Source organism: Nonomuraea sp. NPDC049486, from assembly GCF_040676925.1.
Lineage (GTDB): Bacteria > Actinomycetota > Actinomycetes > Streptosporangiales > Streptosporangiaceae > Nonomuraea > Nonomuraea ferruginea.
Genome location: NZ_JBFAPV010000004.1, coordinates 124,414 through 140,448 on the forward strand (window position 1 = coordinate 124,414; position 16,035 = coordinate 140,448).

The 16,035-nt window shown below is 64.9% G+C and carries 27 protein-coding genes and 1 tRNA gene; 3 read left to right on the forward strand and 25 right to left on the reverse strand.

Going from position 1 to position 16,035, the window contains the following annotated elements; translation table 11 throughout:
* Positions 1-53 precede the first annotated feature (53 nt).
* Positions 54-130 (forward strand) — tRNA-Thr (locus AB0K05_RS12945).
* 69 nt (positions 131-199) lie between these two features.
* On the opposite strand, the gene AB0K05_RS12950 is transcribed toward AB0K05_RS12945, so the two are convergent.
* The 23 genes from AB0K05_RS12950 to AB0K05_RS13060 all read right to left on the reverse strand — a co-directional run bounded on the left by AB0K05_RS12950 (position 200) and on the right by AB0K05_RS13060 (position 10,597).
* Positions 200-1,405, reverse strand: a complete 1,206-nt coding sequence (locus tag AB0K05_RS12950) for a tyrosine-type recombinase/integrase (protein WP_364229008.1) — start codon at positions 1,403-1,405, stop codon at positions 200-202.
* Positions 1,402-1,593 carry a helix-turn-helix domain-containing protein gene (locus AB0K05_RS12955; protein ID WP_364229010.1) on the reverse strand — a complete coding sequence of 64 codons (192 nt, stop codon included), beginning with the start codon at positions 1,591-1,593 and terminating at the stop codon, positions 1,402-1,404. The genes AB0K05_RS12950 and AB0K05_RS12955 overlap by 4 nt, the downstream gene beginning before the upstream one ends.
* Positions 1,590-2,972: a replication initiator gene (locus AB0K05_RS12960; RefSeq protein ID WP_364229012.1), complete on the reverse strand. Its 1,383-nt coding sequence runs from the start codon at positions 2,970-2,972 to the stop codon at positions 1,590-1,592. The genes AB0K05_RS12955 and AB0K05_RS12960 overlap by 4 nt, the downstream gene beginning before the upstream one ends.
* Complete coding sequence (locus AB0K05_RS12965) at positions 2,969-3,205, reverse strand: hypothetical protein (protein WP_364229014.1); 237 nt, start codon at positions 3,203-3,205, stop codon at positions 2,969-2,971. The genes AB0K05_RS12960 and AB0K05_RS12965 overlap by 4 nt, the downstream gene beginning before the upstream one ends.
* Positions 3,206-3,209: 4 nt before the next feature.
* Complete coding sequence (locus tag AB0K05_RS12970; RefSeq protein WP_364229016.1) at positions 3,210-3,347, reverse strand: hypothetical protein; 138 nt, start codon at positions 3,345-3,347, stop codon at positions 3,210-3,212.
* A complete protein-coding gene (locus tag AB0K05_RS12975) occupies positions 3,344-3,481 on the reverse strand; it encodes a hypothetical protein (protein WP_364229018.1) in 138 nt (45 codons plus the stop codon). Before AB0K05_RS12975 ends, AB0K05_RS12970 begins: the two co-directional genes overlap by 4 nt.
* A gap of 115 nt (positions 3,482-3,596) precedes the next feature.
* Positions 3,597-3,749, reverse strand: a complete 153-nt coding sequence (locus tag AB0K05_RS12980) for a hypothetical protein (protein ID WP_364229020.1) — start codon at positions 3,747-3,749, stop codon at positions 3,597-3,599.
* Positions 3,750-3,774: 25 nt separating this feature from the next.
* Positions 3,775-3,915 (reverse strand): hypothetical protein, encoded by a 141-nt coding sequence (locus AB0K05_RS12985; protein ID WP_364229022.1) that lies wholly within the window; start codon positions 3,913-3,915, stop codon positions 3,775-3,777.
* Positions 3,916-3,922: 7 nt separating this feature from the next.
* Complete coding sequence (locus tag AB0K05_RS12990; RefSeq protein ID WP_364229024.1) at positions 3,923-4,057, reverse strand: hypothetical protein; 135 nt, start codon at positions 4,055-4,057, stop codon at positions 3,923-3,925.
* Between the two features lie 231 nt (positions 4,058-4,288).
* A complete protein-coding gene (locus AB0K05_RS12995) occupies positions 4,289-4,429 on the reverse strand; it encodes a hypothetical protein (RefSeq protein WP_364229026.1) in 141 nt (46 codons plus the stop codon).
* Complete coding sequence (locus tag AB0K05_RS13000; RefSeq protein WP_364229028.1) at positions 4,426-4,683, reverse strand: hypothetical protein; 258 nt, start codon at positions 4,681-4,683, stop codon at positions 4,426-4,428. Before AB0K05_RS13000 ends, AB0K05_RS12995 begins: the two co-directional genes overlap by 4 nt.
* Complete coding sequence (locus AB0K05_RS13005) at positions 4,680-4,847, reverse strand: hypothetical protein (RefSeq protein ID WP_364229030.1); 168 nt, start codon at positions 4,845-4,847, stop codon at positions 4,680-4,682. Before AB0K05_RS13005 ends, AB0K05_RS13000 begins: the two co-directional genes overlap by 4 nt.
* Before the next feature lie 18 nt (positions 4,848-4,865).
* Entirely contained in the window at positions 4,866-5,009 is a 144-nt protein-coding gene (locus AB0K05_RS13010; RefSeq protein ID WP_364229032.1) for a hypothetical protein, read from the reverse strand.
* 255 nt (positions 5,010-5,264) lie between these two features.
* Positions 5,265-5,429, reverse strand: coding sequence for a hypothetical protein (locus AB0K05_RS13015; protein ID WP_364229034.1), 165 nt, complete (start codon positions 5,427-5,429; stop codon positions 5,265-5,267).
* A complete protein-coding gene (locus AB0K05_RS13020) occupies positions 5,429-5,761 on the reverse strand; it encodes a hypothetical protein (protein ID WP_364229036.1) in 333 nt (110 codons plus the stop codon). The genes AB0K05_RS13015 and AB0K05_RS13020 overlap by 1 nt, the downstream gene beginning before the upstream one ends.
* Before the next feature lie 62 nt (positions 5,762-5,823).
* A complete protein-coding gene (locus AB0K05_RS13025; RefSeq protein WP_364229038.1) occupies positions 5,824-5,997 on the reverse strand; it encodes a hypothetical protein in 174 nt (57 codons plus the stop codon).
* 194 nt (positions 5,998-6,191) lie between these two features.
* Positions 6,192-6,995, reverse strand: coding sequence for a DUF2637 domain-containing protein (locus AB0K05_RS13030; protein ID WP_364229040.1), 804 nt, complete (start codon positions 6,993-6,995; stop codon positions 6,192-6,194).
* Positions 6,996-7,152: 157 nt separating this feature from the next.
* Positions 7,153-7,326: a hypothetical protein gene (locus AB0K05_RS13035; protein WP_364229042.1), complete on the reverse strand. Its 174-nt coding sequence runs from the start codon at positions 7,324-7,326 to the stop codon at positions 7,153-7,155.
* A gap of 99 nt (positions 7,327-7,425) precedes the next feature.
* On the reverse strand, positions 7,426-8,607 hold the full coding sequence (locus AB0K05_RS13040) for an FtsK/SpoIIIE domain-containing protein (RefSeq protein ID WP_364229044.1): 1,182 nt from the start codon (positions 8,605-8,607) through the stop codon (positions 7,426-7,428).
* Complete coding sequence (locus AB0K05_RS13045; RefSeq protein WP_364229046.1) at positions 8,604-8,756, reverse strand: hypothetical protein; 153 nt, start codon at positions 8,754-8,756, stop codon at positions 8,604-8,606. Before AB0K05_RS13045 ends, AB0K05_RS13040 begins: the two co-directional genes overlap by 4 nt.
* Positions 8,756-8,977, reverse strand: coding sequence for a hypothetical protein (locus tag AB0K05_RS13050; RefSeq protein WP_364229048.1), 222 nt, complete (start codon positions 8,975-8,977; stop codon positions 8,756-8,758). The genes AB0K05_RS13045 and AB0K05_RS13050 overlap by 1 nt, the downstream gene beginning before the upstream one ends.
* A 398-nt stretch (positions 8,978-9,375) precedes the next feature.
* Positions 9,376-9,705 (reverse strand): hypothetical protein, encoded by a 330-nt coding sequence (locus AB0K05_RS13055; protein ID WP_364229050.1) that lies wholly within the window; start codon positions 9,703-9,705, stop codon positions 9,376-9,378.
* Positions 9,706-9,805: 100 nt separating this feature from the next.
* Positions 9,806-10,597 carry a GntR family transcriptional regulator gene (locus tag AB0K05_RS13060; protein WP_364229052.1) on the reverse strand — a complete coding sequence of 264 codons (792 nt, stop codon included), beginning with the start codon at positions 10,595-10,597 and terminating at the stop codon, positions 9,806-9,808.
* Positions 10,598-10,658: 61 nt separating this feature from the next.
* Between AB0K05_RS13060 and AB0K05_RS13065 the strand changes: the two genes are divergently transcribed.
* Complete coding sequence (locus AB0K05_RS13065) at positions 10,659-11,087, forward strand: NUDIX domain-containing protein (protein ID WP_364229054.1); 429 nt, start codon at positions 10,659-10,661, stop codon at positions 11,085-11,087.
* A gap of 815 nt (positions 11,088-11,902) precedes the next feature.
* Here AB0K05_RS13065 and AB0K05_RS13070 read toward each other — a convergent pair.
* A complete protein-coding gene (locus tag AB0K05_RS13070; RefSeq protein WP_364229056.1) occupies positions 11,903-13,528 on the reverse strand; it encodes a hypothetical protein in 1,626 nt (541 codons plus the stop codon).
* Between the two features lie 331 nt (positions 13,529-13,859).
* Positions 13,860-14,642 carry an HNH endonuclease gene (locus AB0K05_RS13075; protein ID WP_364229058.1) on the reverse strand — a complete coding sequence of 261 codons (783 nt, stop codon included), beginning with the start codon at positions 14,640-14,642 and terminating at the stop codon, positions 13,860-13,862.
* A 429-nt stretch (positions 14,643-15,071) separates the two neighbouring features.
* On the opposite strand from AB0K05_RS13075, the gene AB0K05_RS13080 reads away from it, so the two are divergent.
* Entirely contained in the window at positions 15,072-15,929 is an 858-nt protein-coding gene (locus tag AB0K05_RS13080) for a DUF4231 domain-containing protein (protein WP_364229060.1), read from the forward strand.
* Positions 15,930-16,035 lie beyond the last annotated feature (106 nt).

The window sequence follows — 16,035 nt, forward strand, 5'->3', positions numbered from 1 at the left end:
GGGAGCGAAGTACCCCGTGGCTCCTGTAGACTCTTGGCAGCCGTTCGCGGCATGCCGCCTTAGCTCAGTCGGCCAGAGCACTTCACTCGTAATGAAGGGGTCTCGGGTTCGAATCCCGAAGGCGGCTCCAGGTCAAAGGCCCTCCCGGATCACCGGGAGGGCCTTTTGAATCTCTGTGCAGCAGCTAAGTGCAGCAGTCTCACTCGATCAGGCTTCGGCCGAGCCGCTTGAGCGCGTTCCGAGTAGCGTCGTTCGGGACCTCGCTGTAGATCTCCATGGTGATCGCGATCTGACTGTGGCGAAGAATCTGCATAGCCACGCGAGGATGCACGTCGAGGGCGACCAGGAGTGAGGCGCACGTCCGTCGGGTGTCATGGACCTTGATGTAGCGGACCCCGGCCCGGTCACAGCGCAGCTTGAAGTGCCGATTGAAGTTCCTCGGTTCGTACGGTGTGCCGTACCGCGTTGTGATCACCAGTGACGTGTCAATCCAGGCATCCGCGTTTTCCTGATCTTCCTCCTGTTGCTCCGCCCGGAGCTTGAGCGCTGTCACGCAGACCTCCGGAAGGGGAAGAACAGCAGAGGACCCCTCCGTCTTGGTTTCACGGTGGTGAAGTTCACCCCGGACCCGCTGGAGCTGCCAAGAAATTTTGAGTTCGCCGGCGTCCAGATCGATGTCATCCCAGGTGAGCCCGAGAACCTCACCTCGTCGCAAGCCGAGCACGAGGATAAGCACATAGGCCACGTACAACGGATCGCCATCCCGCCGAGCCGACTCCAGGAAGACGCGCGCCTCTTCAACTGACCACCACTTGTTCTGTCGCTTCCGAGGCGCCGACAGCTTCACCATCCCAGCGACGTTCTTTGAGATCAGTTCTTCTTGCACGCCTACGGTCAGAGCAGCCCGAAGGACGTTGCGCACGTCCCTAATCGTGCGAGCTGACAGCGCCTCATGACAGCAGGCCCCGGATGCGCAGCATCGTGGCTCCCGTCGACCAGCATCCTTGCTCTGCGCGCAGCACTGGCAGGTCTGGCTCAGCTTGTTGAGCCACTCCCGGACATGCTTCACCGTCAGCTTGTCGACCCGGTGCTGTCCGAGCCCCGGCGCGATGTAGAGCCGCACGAAAGTCTCGTACTTGGCGTAGGTCGAGGGGGCGAGGTGAGGCTCGACGACCTCAGACAGCCAGTACCGCAAGAACGCGTCGAGGGTCGGCGCGTTGACGGCCACAGGTCCGCGGTCCACCTTGGCCTTAAGCTCTTTCCACGCCTGGCGGGTCTCGGCATAAGTCTTGCGTTTGACGTACTTACGTTTGCGGGTGCCGTCCGGCGTGGTCACCCAGACGAAGGCGCGGTAGCCGCCGGGCACCGGGTAGATCGAGCCTTCACCGTTGCCGCGCCTGCTCACGTGTCCTGCCCTTCGGCGACCTTGGCAACGTACTCATCCACCCACTGCGGGAGGATGCGGCGGTGGCGGCCATGCTTGACGCTGCGGATCTCCCCGGATAGCACGAGGAACTTGGTCTTGGTCAGGCCGAAGCCGAGCATCTCGGCGACTTCGGCGGTAGTGTGCCACCGTTTGACGATCATGGTCATGGCGATGCCTCCTTTGGCGGGTCGAGGGACTGGACGAGCAGGGATTCGCCGGCGGTATAGCCCTGTCCGGCGAACCTCCAGTGGGCGAGCACGAGCGTGCTGTCCACCTCGGGCAGCAGACCGGCGCCGCGCAGCTGGTCGTGGCGGTAGTCGACGCGGGCCTGGCGCAGCGCGCCGAGCGTGGTCGAGTAGGCGCGTGAGCGGGTGGAGAAGTGGCCGCGGAAGCCGAGCATGTGCGCCCACTGCCGCAGCCGCAGCAGCGCCAGGGCCGGATAAACCTCGGGGTTGCCGAGCGTCCAGGCGGTGCGGATCAGCTGGGCGGCGTGCTTGCTGGCGCCCTGCTCGCGCAGCCGGTTCAGGTCGTGGGCGTGGATGCGGCGGTCCAGGGTGCCGGAGGTTTCGGCGGCCTTGGTGGCGTACTTGGCGATGTAGCCGGCCACCGCCTGCTCACTCAGCTCCCCGTCCACGTCATTGCCGACGATCGGTTGCACGTCGACCTGTCCGCCCCAGCGCAGAACGGTGGCGGGCTGGCCGAGGTCCGGGGCGTCGAGATGCACGGTCGCAGCCGCGGAGCGGATCGCGGAGTCCAGCAGTTCGGCGGTGGCCCAGCCGGGAGGCGCGAGCAGTTCGGCCGGTTGGTCGGGGTCGCGGCCGTCGAGTCGGATGATGGCGTGGAAGTGGACTACGCCGCGGGCTTGGTACTCGGCGACCTTGGCGAAGGAGACGCGGACCTGCCGGTTGAACGCCGCGTGGGTCATGCCCGCGCTGGCGGCGAGGTGGCGGCGCAGGTAGGTGGTAAAGCGGCGCCACAGCTCGCCGGCGTAGGCGTTCCACAGCACGTGGCCGATGTAGTCGTAGGCGTCAGGGTCGAGCGGCTGGCCGAGGCGCTCGTCGTCGGCATGGTGGCGTTCGAAGCAGGCCGGGCCGGAGCGGCGGGGATGGCAGACGCGGCGGGTGCCGTGCTTGTCGGGGCCGCGATGCACTGGCCCGAACGACGGCGCGGTCAAGGTGGCGAACACCTTCGGGTGAGCGCGCACGGTGTCGGGGACGCCTTTGCTGCCGCCGAGCAGTCCGGCGCGGATCAGGTGGTAGGTGTCGGCCCGGTAGGTTTCGGCGCAGGCCGGGCAGCGGGAGGCGCGCCGGTTGCCGCAGCGCAGCAGCAGCTGCCCGTGCGGTTCGGCAGCAGTGGAGTACGTCGACAGCACCTCACCGGAAGTCGCGTCGAGGGTGAGGGTTTCGCCGGTCAGGCGTACCGGTGCGGCGCAGCCGTCGAGGCGGTGGACTTGTTCGAGCCAGCGGGTCAGGTCGTGGCCGGAGCGGCGGGCCAGATCGCGGACGACCGGCCCGACCAGCTCAGCGAGCGGCACGGGTGCGCTCAACCCTGGAGCCTCCTTGTCTGCGTGATGGTGACGGCCGGGCGGCAGGCCCGGCATTGCTGGTCATGCGGCAGGCGCCGGCCGCAGGCGATGAGACGGCGGTGGCCGTTGGCCTGGACGAGGACCGGCCGTTCACAGGGCGCCGTTTCAGCGGCCAGGACGCGGCGGGTGACGCTCCACGGATGCAGCGCGTCGCGGTCGTAGCGCTCGCCGACCTCGGTGCGGTAGCGGGCCATCCGCTCAGCCCCGCCCGAGGTAGACGCGGCCGGTCGCGGAGCAGGCCCGGCAGGCGGCCGGGCGGTTGTTGGCGTCGCGGCCGACATAGCAGGAGCCCGAACACACGCCGCAGCACTGATAGCGGCCGATGCTGGCGCTCATTGGTCGAACGCCGGGGAGTCGGCGGGCACTTGGCCGGTGCCGTTGCAGGTGAAGCACTGCCAGGTGTACACCGAGCCGCGGCGCACGCGGGTGCCCCCGCAACGGGGGCAGCGCACCAGGTTGTTGCTGGGCATACTGGAATCTCCTTTGCTGCATCAGGTGAAGGAAGAGGCGCGCCCTACGGGACGGCGGTGCCGGCAAGCTGAGCCGTTCCGTGGGCGCGCACCCCCCGAAGGTGTGCGAGACGGGTCAGGCGTTGACCCAGAACGAGTAGCTGCACTCCGGGCAGCCGACCTGGGCGCCGTTGACGCTGGCGAACAAGACGGTGTACCGGCTGAACCGGGCCTGGATACCGCAGCCCCGGCAGCGCACGTTCTTGCTGTTCATGCGTGTGGTGTCCATCGAGACCTCCGGCCTTTCTGGCAGGTCAGCAGCAGCCGCGCTGGTCGTGCCAGCGCTCTTCACGCTCGTGCGCGGCGTGCATGGCCTCGTCGAAGGCTTGCTGTCGCGCCTGGCATGTGGTGTGGCCGGTGGCGCGCAGTTCGGCCACGCGGGCGTCGTAGTCCATCGCTGGCCTACCGCCAGGGGCAGCGGCCGGTGCCGCCGCAGGCCGCGCACGACTGCTCGACAATCTTCGAGCGGCCGTCGGCACAGCCCGCGACCAGGATGAAGCCGTAGCCGTCGCAGGCGTCACAGCAGGTGTGGCTCATACTGGTGTTCTCCTTTCGGATCAGTGATGGAAGGGGAGGCGCCCCGCGAGGCGGACGGCTGGCAGGCATGGCCCGCCTCGTGGTGGCGCGTCAACAGGGTGGTTACCGGTCGCACTTGGGGCAGGTGCCGGTGCGGACGTACAGGTAGCCGTTGCACATCGAGCAGCGGGGCGCCGGGCGGTTCTTTCTGCCCATCCCGATCTCCTCCTTTCGAAGCCGGGCGGCCGGTGTTCAGTCGCGGGTGTGGTTGTCGATGCCGGTGCCGTTGCAGTCGCGGCAGGTGCGGCTGTCGGCGTCGATGCCGGTGCCGTTGCACGTGGCGCAGGCGTAGGAGCCGAGCGGCGGCATACGCCGGTTGGACGGCCTGATCATCGGGTGGCCTCCTCAGTGCCGACGGATTCCGACGCGAGGCCGAAACGAGGGTCGCGATAGCAGCGCTTGGCGAACCCGGTCCGGGTGATCTGCCAGCCCCGCCGAGCGGCGCGATCCTCCTCCTCCCGGCAGATCCGCTCCTCCAGCCGAGCCAGCACCAGCCGGACCCGCACCAGAGCACGGCGGCCGATCTGGTGGCCGGCCTTAACCGACGCCGGCGCGGCGGCGGCAGGAGGGCTCTCGCGGCTGTTCACGCCAGCGGCCCTTCGGGCAGCCGACCGACGCCGTTGCAGGTGCGACACAGGCGGCCTTTGTCCACGTAGCCCTTGCCCATCGTCCACTCCCGGACGTGACGCCGGCCGACGCCCCTGCAGTGCGGGCAGGCCATCGGTCCCGGCCTCTTCTTGCCCCAGGCCATAACTTGCTCCTTCCTTGATCAGCGGGTGCGCCTGCCCATGCAGCGCCCACACACGACGTGCACGCCGCCGGAGTGGAAACCCCCCGCGCCCTTGCACCACTTGCAGGGCTTGGGCTGCTTGGACTCCTCCGAGCCGCGCGTTCTGCGATGCTTTCCGGCCATATCTGGCCTCCTTCCTGTTTCCGTTCGTGGTGCCGCCGGGCTAGATGTGGCCCTGGCCACGACAAGTGCCGCAGTCGCGGCGGACCTCGGTGATGAGCAGTTCGCCCTTCCGGCGGACGGACTTCATTTCGCCGATCCGGCCGGAGCCGCGGCAGGTGCGGCATTGCCCTCCTCGCGCCATGACGCTGTTCTCCTTTCGTTGCGCGTTCTGCTTGAAAGTCAGGTGTTCGGCGAGGTGCCGAGTGGGGAGATGCTTCAGCCCGCCAGCGCGCCGAAGAACACCGACAGCCGATCAGCGCTCTGCATGACGCCGTTGAAGACGCCCTGCACCGCGGCGGCGGCCTCGGCCGGGCGAGTGAACAGGTAGAAGACGGCGAACGCGACCAGGGCGTAGCCGAGCCAGCGCCGACCGCCGCGCATCAGTGCTCGCCCCCGGCCGTGACCATGCCGTCGTAGCTCATCAGCGCATCCCACGCCTGGCGGCGGTCCTCGAAGACCGCGACCGCCCGGTAGGCGATCGGGCCGAAGTCGCGTTCGGCGATGTAGTGGCTGCCGTCACTGACCGGCACGCCGAGCAGGCCGGCCACCGCGTCGACCGTCGCGCGCTGCTCGTCATCGCTGCCGCAGGCGTGAACCGAGACGGTCTGGCCGTAGGTGGGGACGGGGATCTTGGGGTTGTCGGCAAGGAACTGCGCCAGGCGACGCAGACCGGCGATGAACTCCGCCCGCACGGTGCAGTCGGTGGTCATCATCAGAAACACGCTCCTTTCTCGGAGAAGCAGGTGGCGGGGTTGAATCAGGTCGATCAGGTGAGCTAGCTCGCGACCACGGTGCCGGTGTGTCCGTTGGGGCAGGTGCCGTAGAACAGGCCCTTCTCGTCGTCGCTGTAGCCCATCGCGGGCTCGCCGCAGACGCAGATGAAGGACATCGAGTACCGGGCGGCGTGGTTGGTCGGGTAGACCGCGAACCGGACCTTGTGATCAGCCACGGGGCATCACAGGTCTTCCGAGAGGATGAAGCCGCAGTTGTCGCAGACCTCAACGCCGTCGCGGGCGTAGTAGGTGGAGTCGTTGGACGTGCACTCCGGGCATGCCATGTGATCCGTTCCTTTCTTCTGGTGGTTGTGGCCTTCCGTGAGCCGCCCTCCCGGGGAAGAGGGTGGGCGGCCGGACGCAACGCCACTCACCGGTTCGGGTCTTGCAGGTGAGCCAGCAACGACGCGGCCAGCTCAGGGCCGACCTTCATCCGCGAGCGCAGCAGGTCGGCGGTGATCGGCCGGTGATGACGGGCCTCGTGCTCATCGGCCACGCGACGGGCGTAGGCGAGCAGCGCCGCCGGCGGCTGCGTACTCGGCGAGCTGAGCCCGGCCGCGGGCTCGTTACTCGCGGGAGCGGCGGTCAATTCGGCCGGAGCCGCGGCATCCAGCGCGCCGCCCGGGAGCGCGTCGGCGTCGCCGATGTCATCGAGACGAGCAGCGTCGGCATGCACTCGCGGCCGGGCATCGGCAGTGGGCAGTTGGTCGCTGGGCTGGTCGAGGCTGGAGTCTTCCCAGACCAGACCGGTCGGCACCGCCACCCGATCATCGCTGGCATCGTCGGCGGCGGAGTGGCCGGCACGGCGCTCCAGCATGGACATGGCGATCAGGAACGCCCCCGCCGGAGTCGCCGCCAGGACCCAGCCCCACGCCGACGACGGAGCCTCAGCCAGGTTCGCGGCCAACGTGAGCACGATCCCGCCCGACAGCACCAGATGCGGCCACGACACCCAGCCGCGCGGACGGCGGCCGGTGCGCTTGTCCCGCTGGATCTCCCGCGCGGCCATCACACACATCAGGTCGATACAGACCGCCACCGCCCAGGCCCGCCAGCCGTGCTGGCCATACTTGGCCGCCAGCGCGCTGATGTGATCGAACGAACCCACAGCGGCGATCACCGCCAGGACCGCGACCGGACCGGAATCGGCCAGCAGCGTACGCAGCCGGTTCACCGCCGCCTCCTGACCAGCGGGACCACGTTGCCGCCCCCAGCCGCGGACGCGCGGGTCAGCTCCTCCCGCAGACGGGCGTTCTCCCGCCGCGCCTCGACCAGCTTCCCCAAGGCATCCTCAATGCGGGCTTCCTTGTCCGCCGAAGGCTCGCAGCCACTCATCGATCGGCCTTCACGCCGCGCTTGCCGTTCTCGATCTCGTCGTACAGATCCCGGACGTTTCTGCCCGGGTCGGTGCCCGGCCAGCCGGACGGACGCTCACCATCCGGCCAGACGCCATCACCGCGACCGAGCGCCTCCCGCCCGGCACTTGCAGGCTTGCGTGTGCTCATCGTCGATCCCTCCAATCAGGCATGGATCAGGTAGGGAAGCGGCGTGATCAGGGCTCACGCCAAGCCCTTACGGAATGCGTTGCAGCCGGTTGGCCCGGCTCAGACCGGCAGGTCCTCCAGGTCCGGTTCGGCGAACTCCTCCAGCTCGGCCAACTCGCGCTCGTCCAGCTCGGCCGCCGGCGACGCGCCAGCGGTCAGCCACGCCCACGACGGCGCCAGCTCGGCATGCTCGCGCGCGCACTGCTCGGCCTGCTCTTCCAGCACCAAAGCCGAACGCATCCGATGCCAGCCACGGTCCGAACCCATCACGATCGCCGTGCCCGGCCGCTCCGGCGAGATCAGCCGAGCCGACGCCAGCGCGCGCCCATCCATGTCGCCCAGGCACATCTTGGCCGTCTCATCGTCGTTGACCATGTGACAGACCCGGCCGGTCAGCTGCGCCCGCAGCGCCGTCACGCCCTGGCCGAGGTCAGAGCCGACCCGCTGACCGCACACCATCAGGTAGATGCCGAACGCCCGCCCGAGCTGGGCCACCCGCAGCAGCCGGGTAGCCACCGCCGACACCTCCGCCTGTTCCTTCTTCTTGTCGGCCATCAGGAACAGCTCGGCCACCTCGTCGACGAACACCACGATCGGGACCGGCCGCGCCCCCTCAGGCAGCCGCGGATGCCAGATGTTCTTCACCCGGAACTCGCGGCACAGCCGCATCCGGTCCTTGATGATGCCGATCAGCTCGGCCAGCAGATCCGCGCACTCGGCGCGTTCGGTGACCAGCGCCGACATGCGCGCGTCGAAGGAGGAGAACTCCACCCCGCCCTTGAGATCGAAGCCGACCAGCGCCACCGGCTGCGGCGACAACCCCGCAATCAGGGCGTTGACCAGGTTCGACTTACCCGACTGGGTGGCGCCCACGTTCAGCCAGTGCGGCACCTGCCGGAAATCGACCACGAATGGCGCCCCGGTGTCCAGCACCCCGACTTGCACCCGCAGCAGCCCCAGCGCGGCCACCGGCAGCGCCACCACCTCCAGCGGATCAGCCAAAGTGGCCGCGAGCGTGACCACGCCCGGCCGCCAGCCGAGCACGCGCACGCTGTGCACCCGCCAGGCGTGCGCCAGCTTGTCCAGCACCGCCTCATAGTCGTCCGGGGTTTGCCCGTCATGCAGCCGTACCGACACCTTGAACCCGAACGGCATCGGCCTAATCAGTCCCAGCCGGGGAGCCCGCTCGACCTGCACCCGCCGCAGCTGGCGGCGCTGCTTGGTCATCATCATGTGACTCATGACCGGCCTCCGGGCATGTTCTTGATCGCCCGATGGAAGGCTTCTTCGTTGTAACCGCACAGGTACGACAGCATGTGCCGCTTCTGGTTCTCCGTCAGGGAGTCCAGCAGCACTGTCAGTTCGTTGTCGGTGAGCTTGCGGCCGGCCATCACTCGGCCCCCCAGCCCGGCAGCGTCCACCGCCAGCGGCGACGCCGCTTCGACAGCCCGCACCCGGACGCGACCGCCCGCCACGTGCCGTAGATCGCCACGGCCCGGATCGGGAACCCGATCACGTACCAGAACGAGACCGGAGCCCACCGCCGCCACGCCCACAGCGCCAGCGCCACAGCCGTGACGAGCGAGCCCGCCCAGGTCAGAAAGTCGGCCATACTAGAGCCGTCTCCTCTCATCTTTCGAGGGTTTGGAGACCCCGGAGCGGCTTGAGACCGCCAAGCCGATAGCCGCTCCGGGACCAGGAAGTTAGAACAGGACCTCTGTCGCCGACCCTGGGCGAGCGCGGCGCAGACCGCGAAACGGTCGCACCACCTTCTCCCCAGAGCTCCGGCGGATGAGCACGTTGCGCGGGCCAGGCCCCGCCCAGGCGATCAGAACCGTCACCGGCTCCCCACGCTCCAGGTAGACGCGGCCCGCGATACCCATCACCGGCCACCCGTCACGCCCTGGTAATGGCAGTAGGCACACAGCCACACCACCCGGTTGTAACGGGCGTCGAACTGCTCAGCCAGGTTGCGCCGGCCTTCGCACTCGACACACTTCGGGGCGCCCATCAGGCCGCCTTCTCGCCCGCAGGCCGGATCGCCTCGCAGCGAAAGCCCATCCCCGCCCGGCCGTTCATCTGCCAGAAGAAGCAGGCCAGCCCGACCGGCCGGACCTGCGTGCCCATCGCGATCTGCGGGAAGTCCACCGACGGGAACGTCACCGTGATCACCGGGTTACGCCGGTCGTCGTTGGGCATCGGCAGCAGCGGCAGCGTGTACAGGTCACGCCCCTCCGCGTCCTTCTTCACCTCACCCGTCTCCCGATCCACGATCTTCGGCTCGGGCTCACCCGCGACCGTGAACGACAGGGACGAGATGTCCACCGGAATGTTGCGCATGAACGCGCCCTCCCTCTCTTTGAGACGTAACCTCTACTCACCTACTCGACTAGAGGAGTTCTGATACATGTATAGAGGAGTGTGGCTGAGGTGTCAACGACTAGTGCGCAGGAAGTTCGTACGACAGCAGGAACGCGTCACCCGCCATGATCGTGTCGCACACCTCGACCGCCATCCCGTCGAGGTCATAGGCCGTACGGATCAGCCGGAACACGGGAGTCCCCGACGTGAGGCTCAGGAGCTTGGCCTCCTCCCGCGTGGGAAGCCGCGTGGAGACATCCTCAACGTACCGTTCGAAGGTATGCCCTTGATCTTCGATCCGCGCATAGATGCCGCCCGGACCCGTGTTGGACTCCATGATCTTAGTTCCGTGCGCGATTCCCACCGGGATGTACGAGGTTGCCAGCTCTACCGGGTGGCCATCTCGGAGGTAGCGCCGACTCCGAGAGACCACGACCTCATCCGGCCCAGTTCGCAGCCGTTCCCTGATCTCCGGGGAAGGCACGACCTCACTCACCAAGATCCTGTCAACATCCGATTTGGCCCCCACGGCCTCAGACTCAGCCAGGAAAGCCGCCTTCCCGTCCTTACGGTGCCGTCGTGCAAACCGGTCCGAGGCGAGCCGCTTCACCGGGGGCCGTCTGCGGACGAAGACGCCACGACCATGCTCAGCGACCGCCAACCCTTCGTTCCTCAATTCCTGGATGGCCTGGCGCACCGTCATCCGAGCAACGCCATAGTGCTCCATCAGCTCAGCCTCGGACGGCAACTTCTCACCCCCACGAAGCCGGCCACCCTCTATCGCCTGCCGTAGCTGGTCGGCGATCTGACGGAACACAGCGCGATCGCTGGTCGGATCGATCTGGTTGACCAAAATCCCCTCATTAACCATGCCAAACTCCTTCACTCGTCTGTACATCCACTACCGATAGCCTATCCATGGGAGGTAACCGATGGCGGAGCACAACCGGCGCCACTCCGTGAGCGTCGCCGGCGTCGTTGTCGACGACGCCGGCCGAGCCCTGCTCACACGTCGAGCTGACAACGCCGAGTGGCAAGCTCCCGGCGGTGTGCTCGAAATCGGCGAGACGATCACCGAGGGCGTACGTCGCGAAGTCCTGGAAGAAACCGGCCTGATCGTAGAGCCCCTTGCCCTGACAGGCGTCTACAAGAACATGGCCCGCGGCATTGTTGCGCTTGTGTTCCGTTGCAAGGTCATCGGTGGACAGCTCACCATCAACGAGGAAGTCACGGCCTTCCACTGGGCATCTAAGGACGACATCCCCGCCATGGTCACCGAAGCATTCGCGATCCGCATCCTCGATGCCCTCGCTGAAGGGACACCGGCCATCCGGCACCACGATGGGGTCAGACTCATGTGATCTGTGGGACCCATGGTCAGCCTGTTACAAGTTTCCCTACGCTTTCAAGCCCGCCGCGCAGCGGCGGGGTACGGCGCGATCATGACGGCCTGGGAGAGCGGGCAATGGGGACTGGCCAGTCAGCCGAGACCATGAGCGAGACGGGCAGGCTTCGACAATGCTCCACCAAGAGCGACGATCATGGGACGCCGAGCGAGTCGACACCACGCGCAACGATCACCACGGCTCCATCAGCTCGCGGAACCGGCGCCTCTTCGAGGATCAACGCCGGGCCTGCCAAGTCCACCGCTCTGTAGTTTCGTTGCCAACACCGCGCCACCGCGTGGACACCAACACGAAGCCCTGGCACCTGCGCGCTCGCTCGCGGCGGGCTGCGGCTCTCCGGCCGGTCCCGCCGCGGCGGCGCGCGTGCCGGCAAGCGGCACATCCGAGCATGATGGACCAGGCCGTGCCTGGCGCCCGCTCCTCCTCAGACGTTGCCCACTCCCGCAGCGCCACGATCAGAGTCCATGGCAGACCAGCTGCACGAGGCACCTTCCTCAGGGCTTAAGGAATATGGGGCTCCGCCCCAAACCCCGGCCCTCCTCGGAGATGGCCCAAGACCGATGGTTGCTGTGGAAGGTGCCAGCGGGGTCATCCCCTCGCCGGTCACCACAAGGGACACCAGACCAGCCACACCAGAGCAAGCCGCCGCCTGCGGGCAGGACAACCAGCGCACGAGGAAGCTCACCGGGAAGCATGTACACGCGAACGGCGGCTTGCCCTGGCGCGTCCGGCCCGGTATGGCTACGCCTGCCCGACGAGGAGATGACCAGCTACGGTTTTTGCCAGCCTAGGTCGAAACCGCTCTCGAAGTATTCCAAATCTAGGATAGCGCGCCGAATGGCTCGCAAGTCCTGTGTTGGAACATCTATAAATCCGAGCTCTGGGTCTTCCTCGCCGTTGGTGAAATCGTCGAACGGTAGCATCCCTTGTGGTTCATACTTCGTTTGGATGAGATCGACATACGCACCGTAATCAATGACATAAACGTCGTACCGCTCACCTGGCTCATCTTGTGCAGAGTATCCACGGCGAACAATATGCAGTACTCGCGCATCGAAAAGGGCCATCAGGAGTGAAGCGTTAGTGGACTTCTGGTTGACCAAAAAACCGCGAGTACGCTTCTGCTTTATCACCTTATCGATAATCCAATTCAGAAGCCGCTGTGCGTTTTCGTGACTTCTTACCGCAGCTTCCTTGTCTGCCTGATACCATGATCTGGCAGCGAACCTGACATCTGGCACCGAGATTGGCTTGCTCCCTGCCCTTAATGCGGCCTTGGCACCAATATTGATTGCATCTCGCGGTACACCCTCCGCGGCCCGAACCAGCTCGTCGAAGGCGCGTTTGTCAGTAAAGCCAACCCTTACCACGTCAGCTTCGACTACAAGGCCCGGCACTTTTTCTGCATCTTCGACACCAAAAGTCAGGTGCTTGAACAGCAGCCCTCGGAAAAAGCTCCTTGCGCGTTCCTCGTTCTGCTCGAAAACCATAAACTCGTCTAGGTCGATATTTGCCGCGACATCCGCACCCAACTCGATGCCAATAGTGGCGCCGTTTGGGAGTATCGTGCGAAACCGGCTCTGCTGCTCGATGGCTGCTATTTTGACAGTAAACATTGGTAGCGGAAGAACGCATCGAACAAGGAACTCGCCAAGGTAGGGCTGGATATCTGGAGGGACGCTGCTCCACTCATCCAGTAGAAGCCAGACGCGTCGCTGTGACATGCTTGCGGCTAGTTCGCGTAGGGCCCGGCCGACGTCTGAGAAGTTCAGCCGTATACTCTCAACGCCCCGTCGAGTCTCCTTTTGTAGCCCGCGCACTTCCGTTGCGCTTTCAGAGCCAATTTTCGCCGAAAACTTGGGCGCTGCGGCTAGCGTTCCTTGCACTCCAAGTGTGCCCTTGTCGCTTTCTTTCACTTCCCCTTCGTGTGAGACTTCCACCTCGCCAGATACTTGGAGATTAGTGATGGATGTCAGCAGGGCATCTAGTTTAGCTACGAAGGCCGGATCGACTATCAGCTCGTCGTCGATTAGTACTGCCTCAAGAAGGCCATCATGAACTTGCCCCAAGAGATCCACCAGTAAGCGTGATGCGCGCTCAATCGGTTTTATCTCGTCGCCCGCAAAAAGTCCATCAGGCGAACCTATCGTTCGCAGATCGATGTAGATAGGTATGGCGCCTTTGGCTCGTACGAGAGTCTCAAGATACCGAAAAGCATGAGTTTTTCCGGTACCGCGTCGTCCGTACAAAACTTGATGGTCGATCGCTTCAAGGGCAACTGAAATGCCAGAGTCCACGAACGTGTCACGAAGGCGGTCGACTTGTCGTGCCTCTGCCCTCTTCGGGACCAGATTCAGTGCACGATTCATCGCTGTAAGACCAGACACGATGGACATAGTACTCCTTCCCGCCGCGGTTGTGTGGCACGCTCCGCAGCCTGGCCGAACCGCTTGACTTGCTGATCATGAACTCCGGCTGGCAACTATGACAGAATGTACGCCTTTGCGTTGATATGTACAGGTGGCAACGTCTGTGCAATAACGGACATGGGGCGCTGAAGCCTCCAAATCATCCGGCGAGAGATGCGCAAGCATCACGAGGAGAAGCGGCAGCGTCGAGGCGAAGCTGCGATGCAACGCCGAAGCACAGCAGCCTCAAAGGCTGGAGGTGCATATGCGTGAGCTGTATTGGCAGCTAGACCACCGCAATGACCTCCAAGCCGTGAGGTCACGCCGAAGTACCACTTCCTGCGTGAACGAGCCGCGCTGTCGCGATAAGGTCGCGCAGTTCGGGCGGTGTTGGCCATGGTGCGGCCCGATGGATCATGCGATGGCAGTTAGAGCAAATCAACGCCAGGTCATCGAGGCTTGTTGTCGTCGGCCCCGAGACGTGTAGCGGGATCACGTGGTGACATTCGATGTAGCCAGCTCCACGAGCGCCATACGCGCGTTCGAAGTCGAATGAGCATACTTCGCAGGCGAGAGTGCCAGTTCGGGCAAGCACGGACTTGATCTTGGCGGCACGTAGCTTGCTGTCACGCTCGCGAGCTACATGCCGCCGCAGCAGCAGCCGTCCCTCGGGCGCGCTGACGCCTTCGTCATCTTCTTCATCTACCTGTGGCAATCTTGTCAATGCGCCGCTATCCAGGCCTGCCCGAAGCGCTTCAGCAGCAGCGTGCATGACCGCTGGACGTCCTAGGAAGGCGTCCAGGACCTTACTGTCCAGCTTGTTGCCCTTGGTCTGTTTGCCCCTGTAGGCGGGATGTTGTGTGGCTATGTCCCAGGTCTTGCGAGCCACGCCGGCCGCGTTTCGAAACGTCTCGTCACGCTTCTCTTCCGGGTGCAGAGGGAGTAGCTGCAAGAGCCGCGACAGCTCGATGACGTCTGGGTGGTCTGGTCGGAGCCCGCGCCACCCGTGCGACCGGAGGAGATCGCATGCAAGAACGATCTCGTCCCACACCCATGCAGGGTTGCCCTGTCGCCTGCCTCCGCTGGTGCCTGTGATCGTCATGCCAGGGAGACTACGACCTGCCTCCGACATTTGCTTAGGCGAAGGCACAACGAGGGCACATCCCGGTTGCGGACGACGACAAGCACTGTCGGGCAACGACAGTAACCGTCCTGCTCACAGCCCTGATCGCTGCTCTCGCGACAGGTCAGGAACACGCCAAATTAGTACCCGGCCCATAGGCCGGCCACGCAACGCCAGGCCGCCGGCTGCGGCAGGACAACCAGCGCACGAGGACACGTGTGCACACGAACGACGGCTTGCCCTGGCGCGTCCGGCCTGGTGCGGCTCCGCCTGCCCAACGAGGAGATGACAACGCAGGTCCGATTGGATAGCGATGTGCCGCACCGCAAGGCCTTTGCAGGGCTACTACCCGCGCTCCTGAAGGGCCGTCGATGACCGACATGGGTCAAACCGTGGACCGGTGAACCTATGATCGATAAACTTGATTACCTTCGTTCCCGCCGTGAGCTCTGTGAGAGGCAGCCAGTGACCAGCGAGCTCGAAGCGCAGCAGCGAGAAAATGCCACCACCATAGACCAAGGGCAAACTGTCCTACGAGGGCTCAAAACAGTCCAACGCCTCCGCGTTCTATGGCTGCTAGCGAGCTTAGGTGCAGCGGGGTTCCTGGGATGGGCAATGCTCGTAGGAATCTGGACAAGCTATCGTGGCGCCTTCAGCGTCATAGGCACAATCGCGGCACTAGTATCCACTGCTGCGGCAGTTTTTTTCCTCCTCAAAGCTAGGCCCGAGATTGACGAGATACGCTATAAACTTCACGAACTCCAAGCGCAACGACTTCATTTAGCGGCGGCTCAAGAGGCTAATCCTCTTGTTGCTCTCCGCATCTATAGAGTGTCTGCATTGGACGATATCCAAGATCTGGAGGAACGTGCCAATCAAAACCGGCGGACGGCCAACATATTCCAATGGGCAATCATCATCGGATCTGTCGCCGCAACTAGCCTTACGGGTGCCGCTGCCACCAATCCGGATATAGAAGCTTGGTTCAGATGGTTGGCGGCAGCCATTAGTGCAGTGGTTAGTATATCGGCAGGCGCGACGGGGTTTTTTAAATTTCGGGAGCGCAGTTTTGGTCAACAGCAAACTGCGGATGCTATCAAGAAGCACTATAAGGCAGTCGAGCTCCGTATCGGAGAGTACGAAGGCGACGACGAGGAAACCGCTCTTGGGCGTTTTGCGCATAGCGTCGAGATTCTCAAAGATGAGCAACGCAAGCGCGAACTTCAGCTCGAAGAATCGACCGAGAGCCATGAGAGTCGAACCTGAGAACCGTGCAGCAACCATGTGCAGCAGCCCTGCCGCCCTCTGGTGACCCCCCTTGGCTCTGTGCAGGCCACCTGACCTCTGCACCGATCCCCAATGACTCCCACGC

Excerpts from the sequence above, each read along its gene's own strand:
- AB0K05_RS12955 (WP_364229010.1), bottom strand. The coding sequence starts at position 1,593 with ATGACCATGATCGTCAAACGGTGGCACACTACCGCCGAAGTCGCCGAG.
- AB0K05_RS12965 (WP_364229014.1), bottom strand. The coding sequence starts at position 3,205 with ATGGCCCGCTACCGCACCGAGGTCGGCGAGCGCTACGACCGCGACGCG.
- AB0K05_RS12970 (WP_364229016.1), bottom strand. The coding sequence starts at position 3,347 with ATGAGCGCCAGCATCGGCCGCTATCAGTGCTGCGGCGTGTGTTCGGGC.
- AB0K05_RS12975 (WP_364229018.1), bottom strand. The coding sequence starts at position 3,481 with ATGCCCAGCAACAACCTGGTGCGCTGCCCCCGTTGCGGGGGCACCCGC.
- AB0K05_RS12980 (WP_364229020.1), bottom strand. The coding sequence starts at position 3,749 with ATGGACACCACACGCATGAACAGCAAGAACGTGCGCTGCCGGGGCTGC.
- AB0K05_RS12985 (WP_364229022.1), bottom strand. The coding sequence starts at position 3,915 with ATGGACTACGACGCCCGCGTGGCCGAACTGCGCGCCACCGGCCACACC.
- AB0K05_RS12990 (WP_364229024.1), bottom strand. The coding sequence starts at position 4,057 with ATGAGCCACACCTGCTGTGACGCCTGCGACGGCTACGGCTTCATCCTG.
- AB0K05_RS12995 (WP_364229026.1), bottom strand. The coding sequence starts at position 4,429 with ATGATCAGGCCGTCCAACCGGCGTATGCCGCCGCTCGGCTCCTACGCC.
- AB0K05_RS13005 (WP_364229030.1), bottom strand. The coding sequence starts at position 4,847 with ATGGCCTGGGGCAAGAAGAGGCCGGGACCGATGGCCTGCCCGCACTGC.
- AB0K05_RS13010 (WP_364229032.1), bottom strand. The coding sequence starts at position 5,009 with ATGGCCGGAAAGCATCGCAGAACGCGCGGCTCGGAGGAGTCCAAGCAG.
- AB0K05_RS13015 (WP_364229034.1), bottom strand. The coding sequence starts at position 5,429 with ATGCGCGGCGGTCGGCGCTGGCTCGGCTACGCCCTGGTCGCGTTCGCC.
- AB0K05_RS13020 (WP_364229036.1), bottom strand. The coding sequence starts at position 5,761 with ATGATGACCACCGACTGCACCGTGCGGGCGGAGTTCATCGCCGGTCTG.
- AB0K05_RS13035 (WP_364229042.1), bottom strand. The coding sequence starts at position 7,326 with ATGAGCACACGCAAGCCTGCAAGTGCCGGGCGGGAGGCGCTCGGTCGC.
- AB0K05_RS13040 (WP_364229044.1), bottom strand. The coding sequence starts at position 8,607 with ATGAGTCACATGATGATGACCAAGCAGCGCCGCCAGCTGCGGCGGGTG.
- AB0K05_RS13045 (WP_364229046.1), bottom strand. The coding sequence starts at position 8,756 with ATGGCCGGCCGCAAGCTCACCGACAACGAACTGACAGTGCTGCTGGAC.
- AB0K05_RS13050 (WP_364229048.1), bottom strand. The coding sequence starts at position 8,977 with ATGGCCGACTTTCTGACCTGGGCGGGCTCGCTCGTCACGGCTGTGGCG.
- AB0K05_RS13055 (WP_364229050.1), bottom strand. The coding sequence starts at position 9,705 with ATGCGCAACATTCCGGTGGACATCTCGTCCCTGTCGTTCACGGTCGCG.
- AB0K05_RS13060 (WP_364229052.1), bottom strand. The coding sequence starts at position 10,597 with ATGGTTAATGAGGGGATTTTGGTCAACCAGATCGATCCGACCAGCGAT.
- AB0K05_RS13065 (WP_364229054.1), top strand. The coding sequence starts at position 10,659 with ATGGCGGAGCACAACCGGCGCCACTCCGTGAGCGTCGCCGGCGTCGTT.
- AB0K05_RS13070 (WP_364229056.1), bottom strand. The coding sequence starts at position 13,528 with ATGTCCATCGTGTCTGGTCTTACAGCGATGAATCGTGCACTGAATCTG.
- AB0K05_RS13075 (WP_364229058.1), bottom strand. The coding sequence starts at position 14,642 with ATGACGATCACAGGCACCAGCGGAGGCAGGCGACAGGGCAACCCTGCA.
- AB0K05_RS13080 (WP_364229060.1), top strand. The coding sequence starts at position 15,072 with ATGATCGATAAACTTGATTACCTTCGTTCCCGCCGTGAGCTCTGTGAG.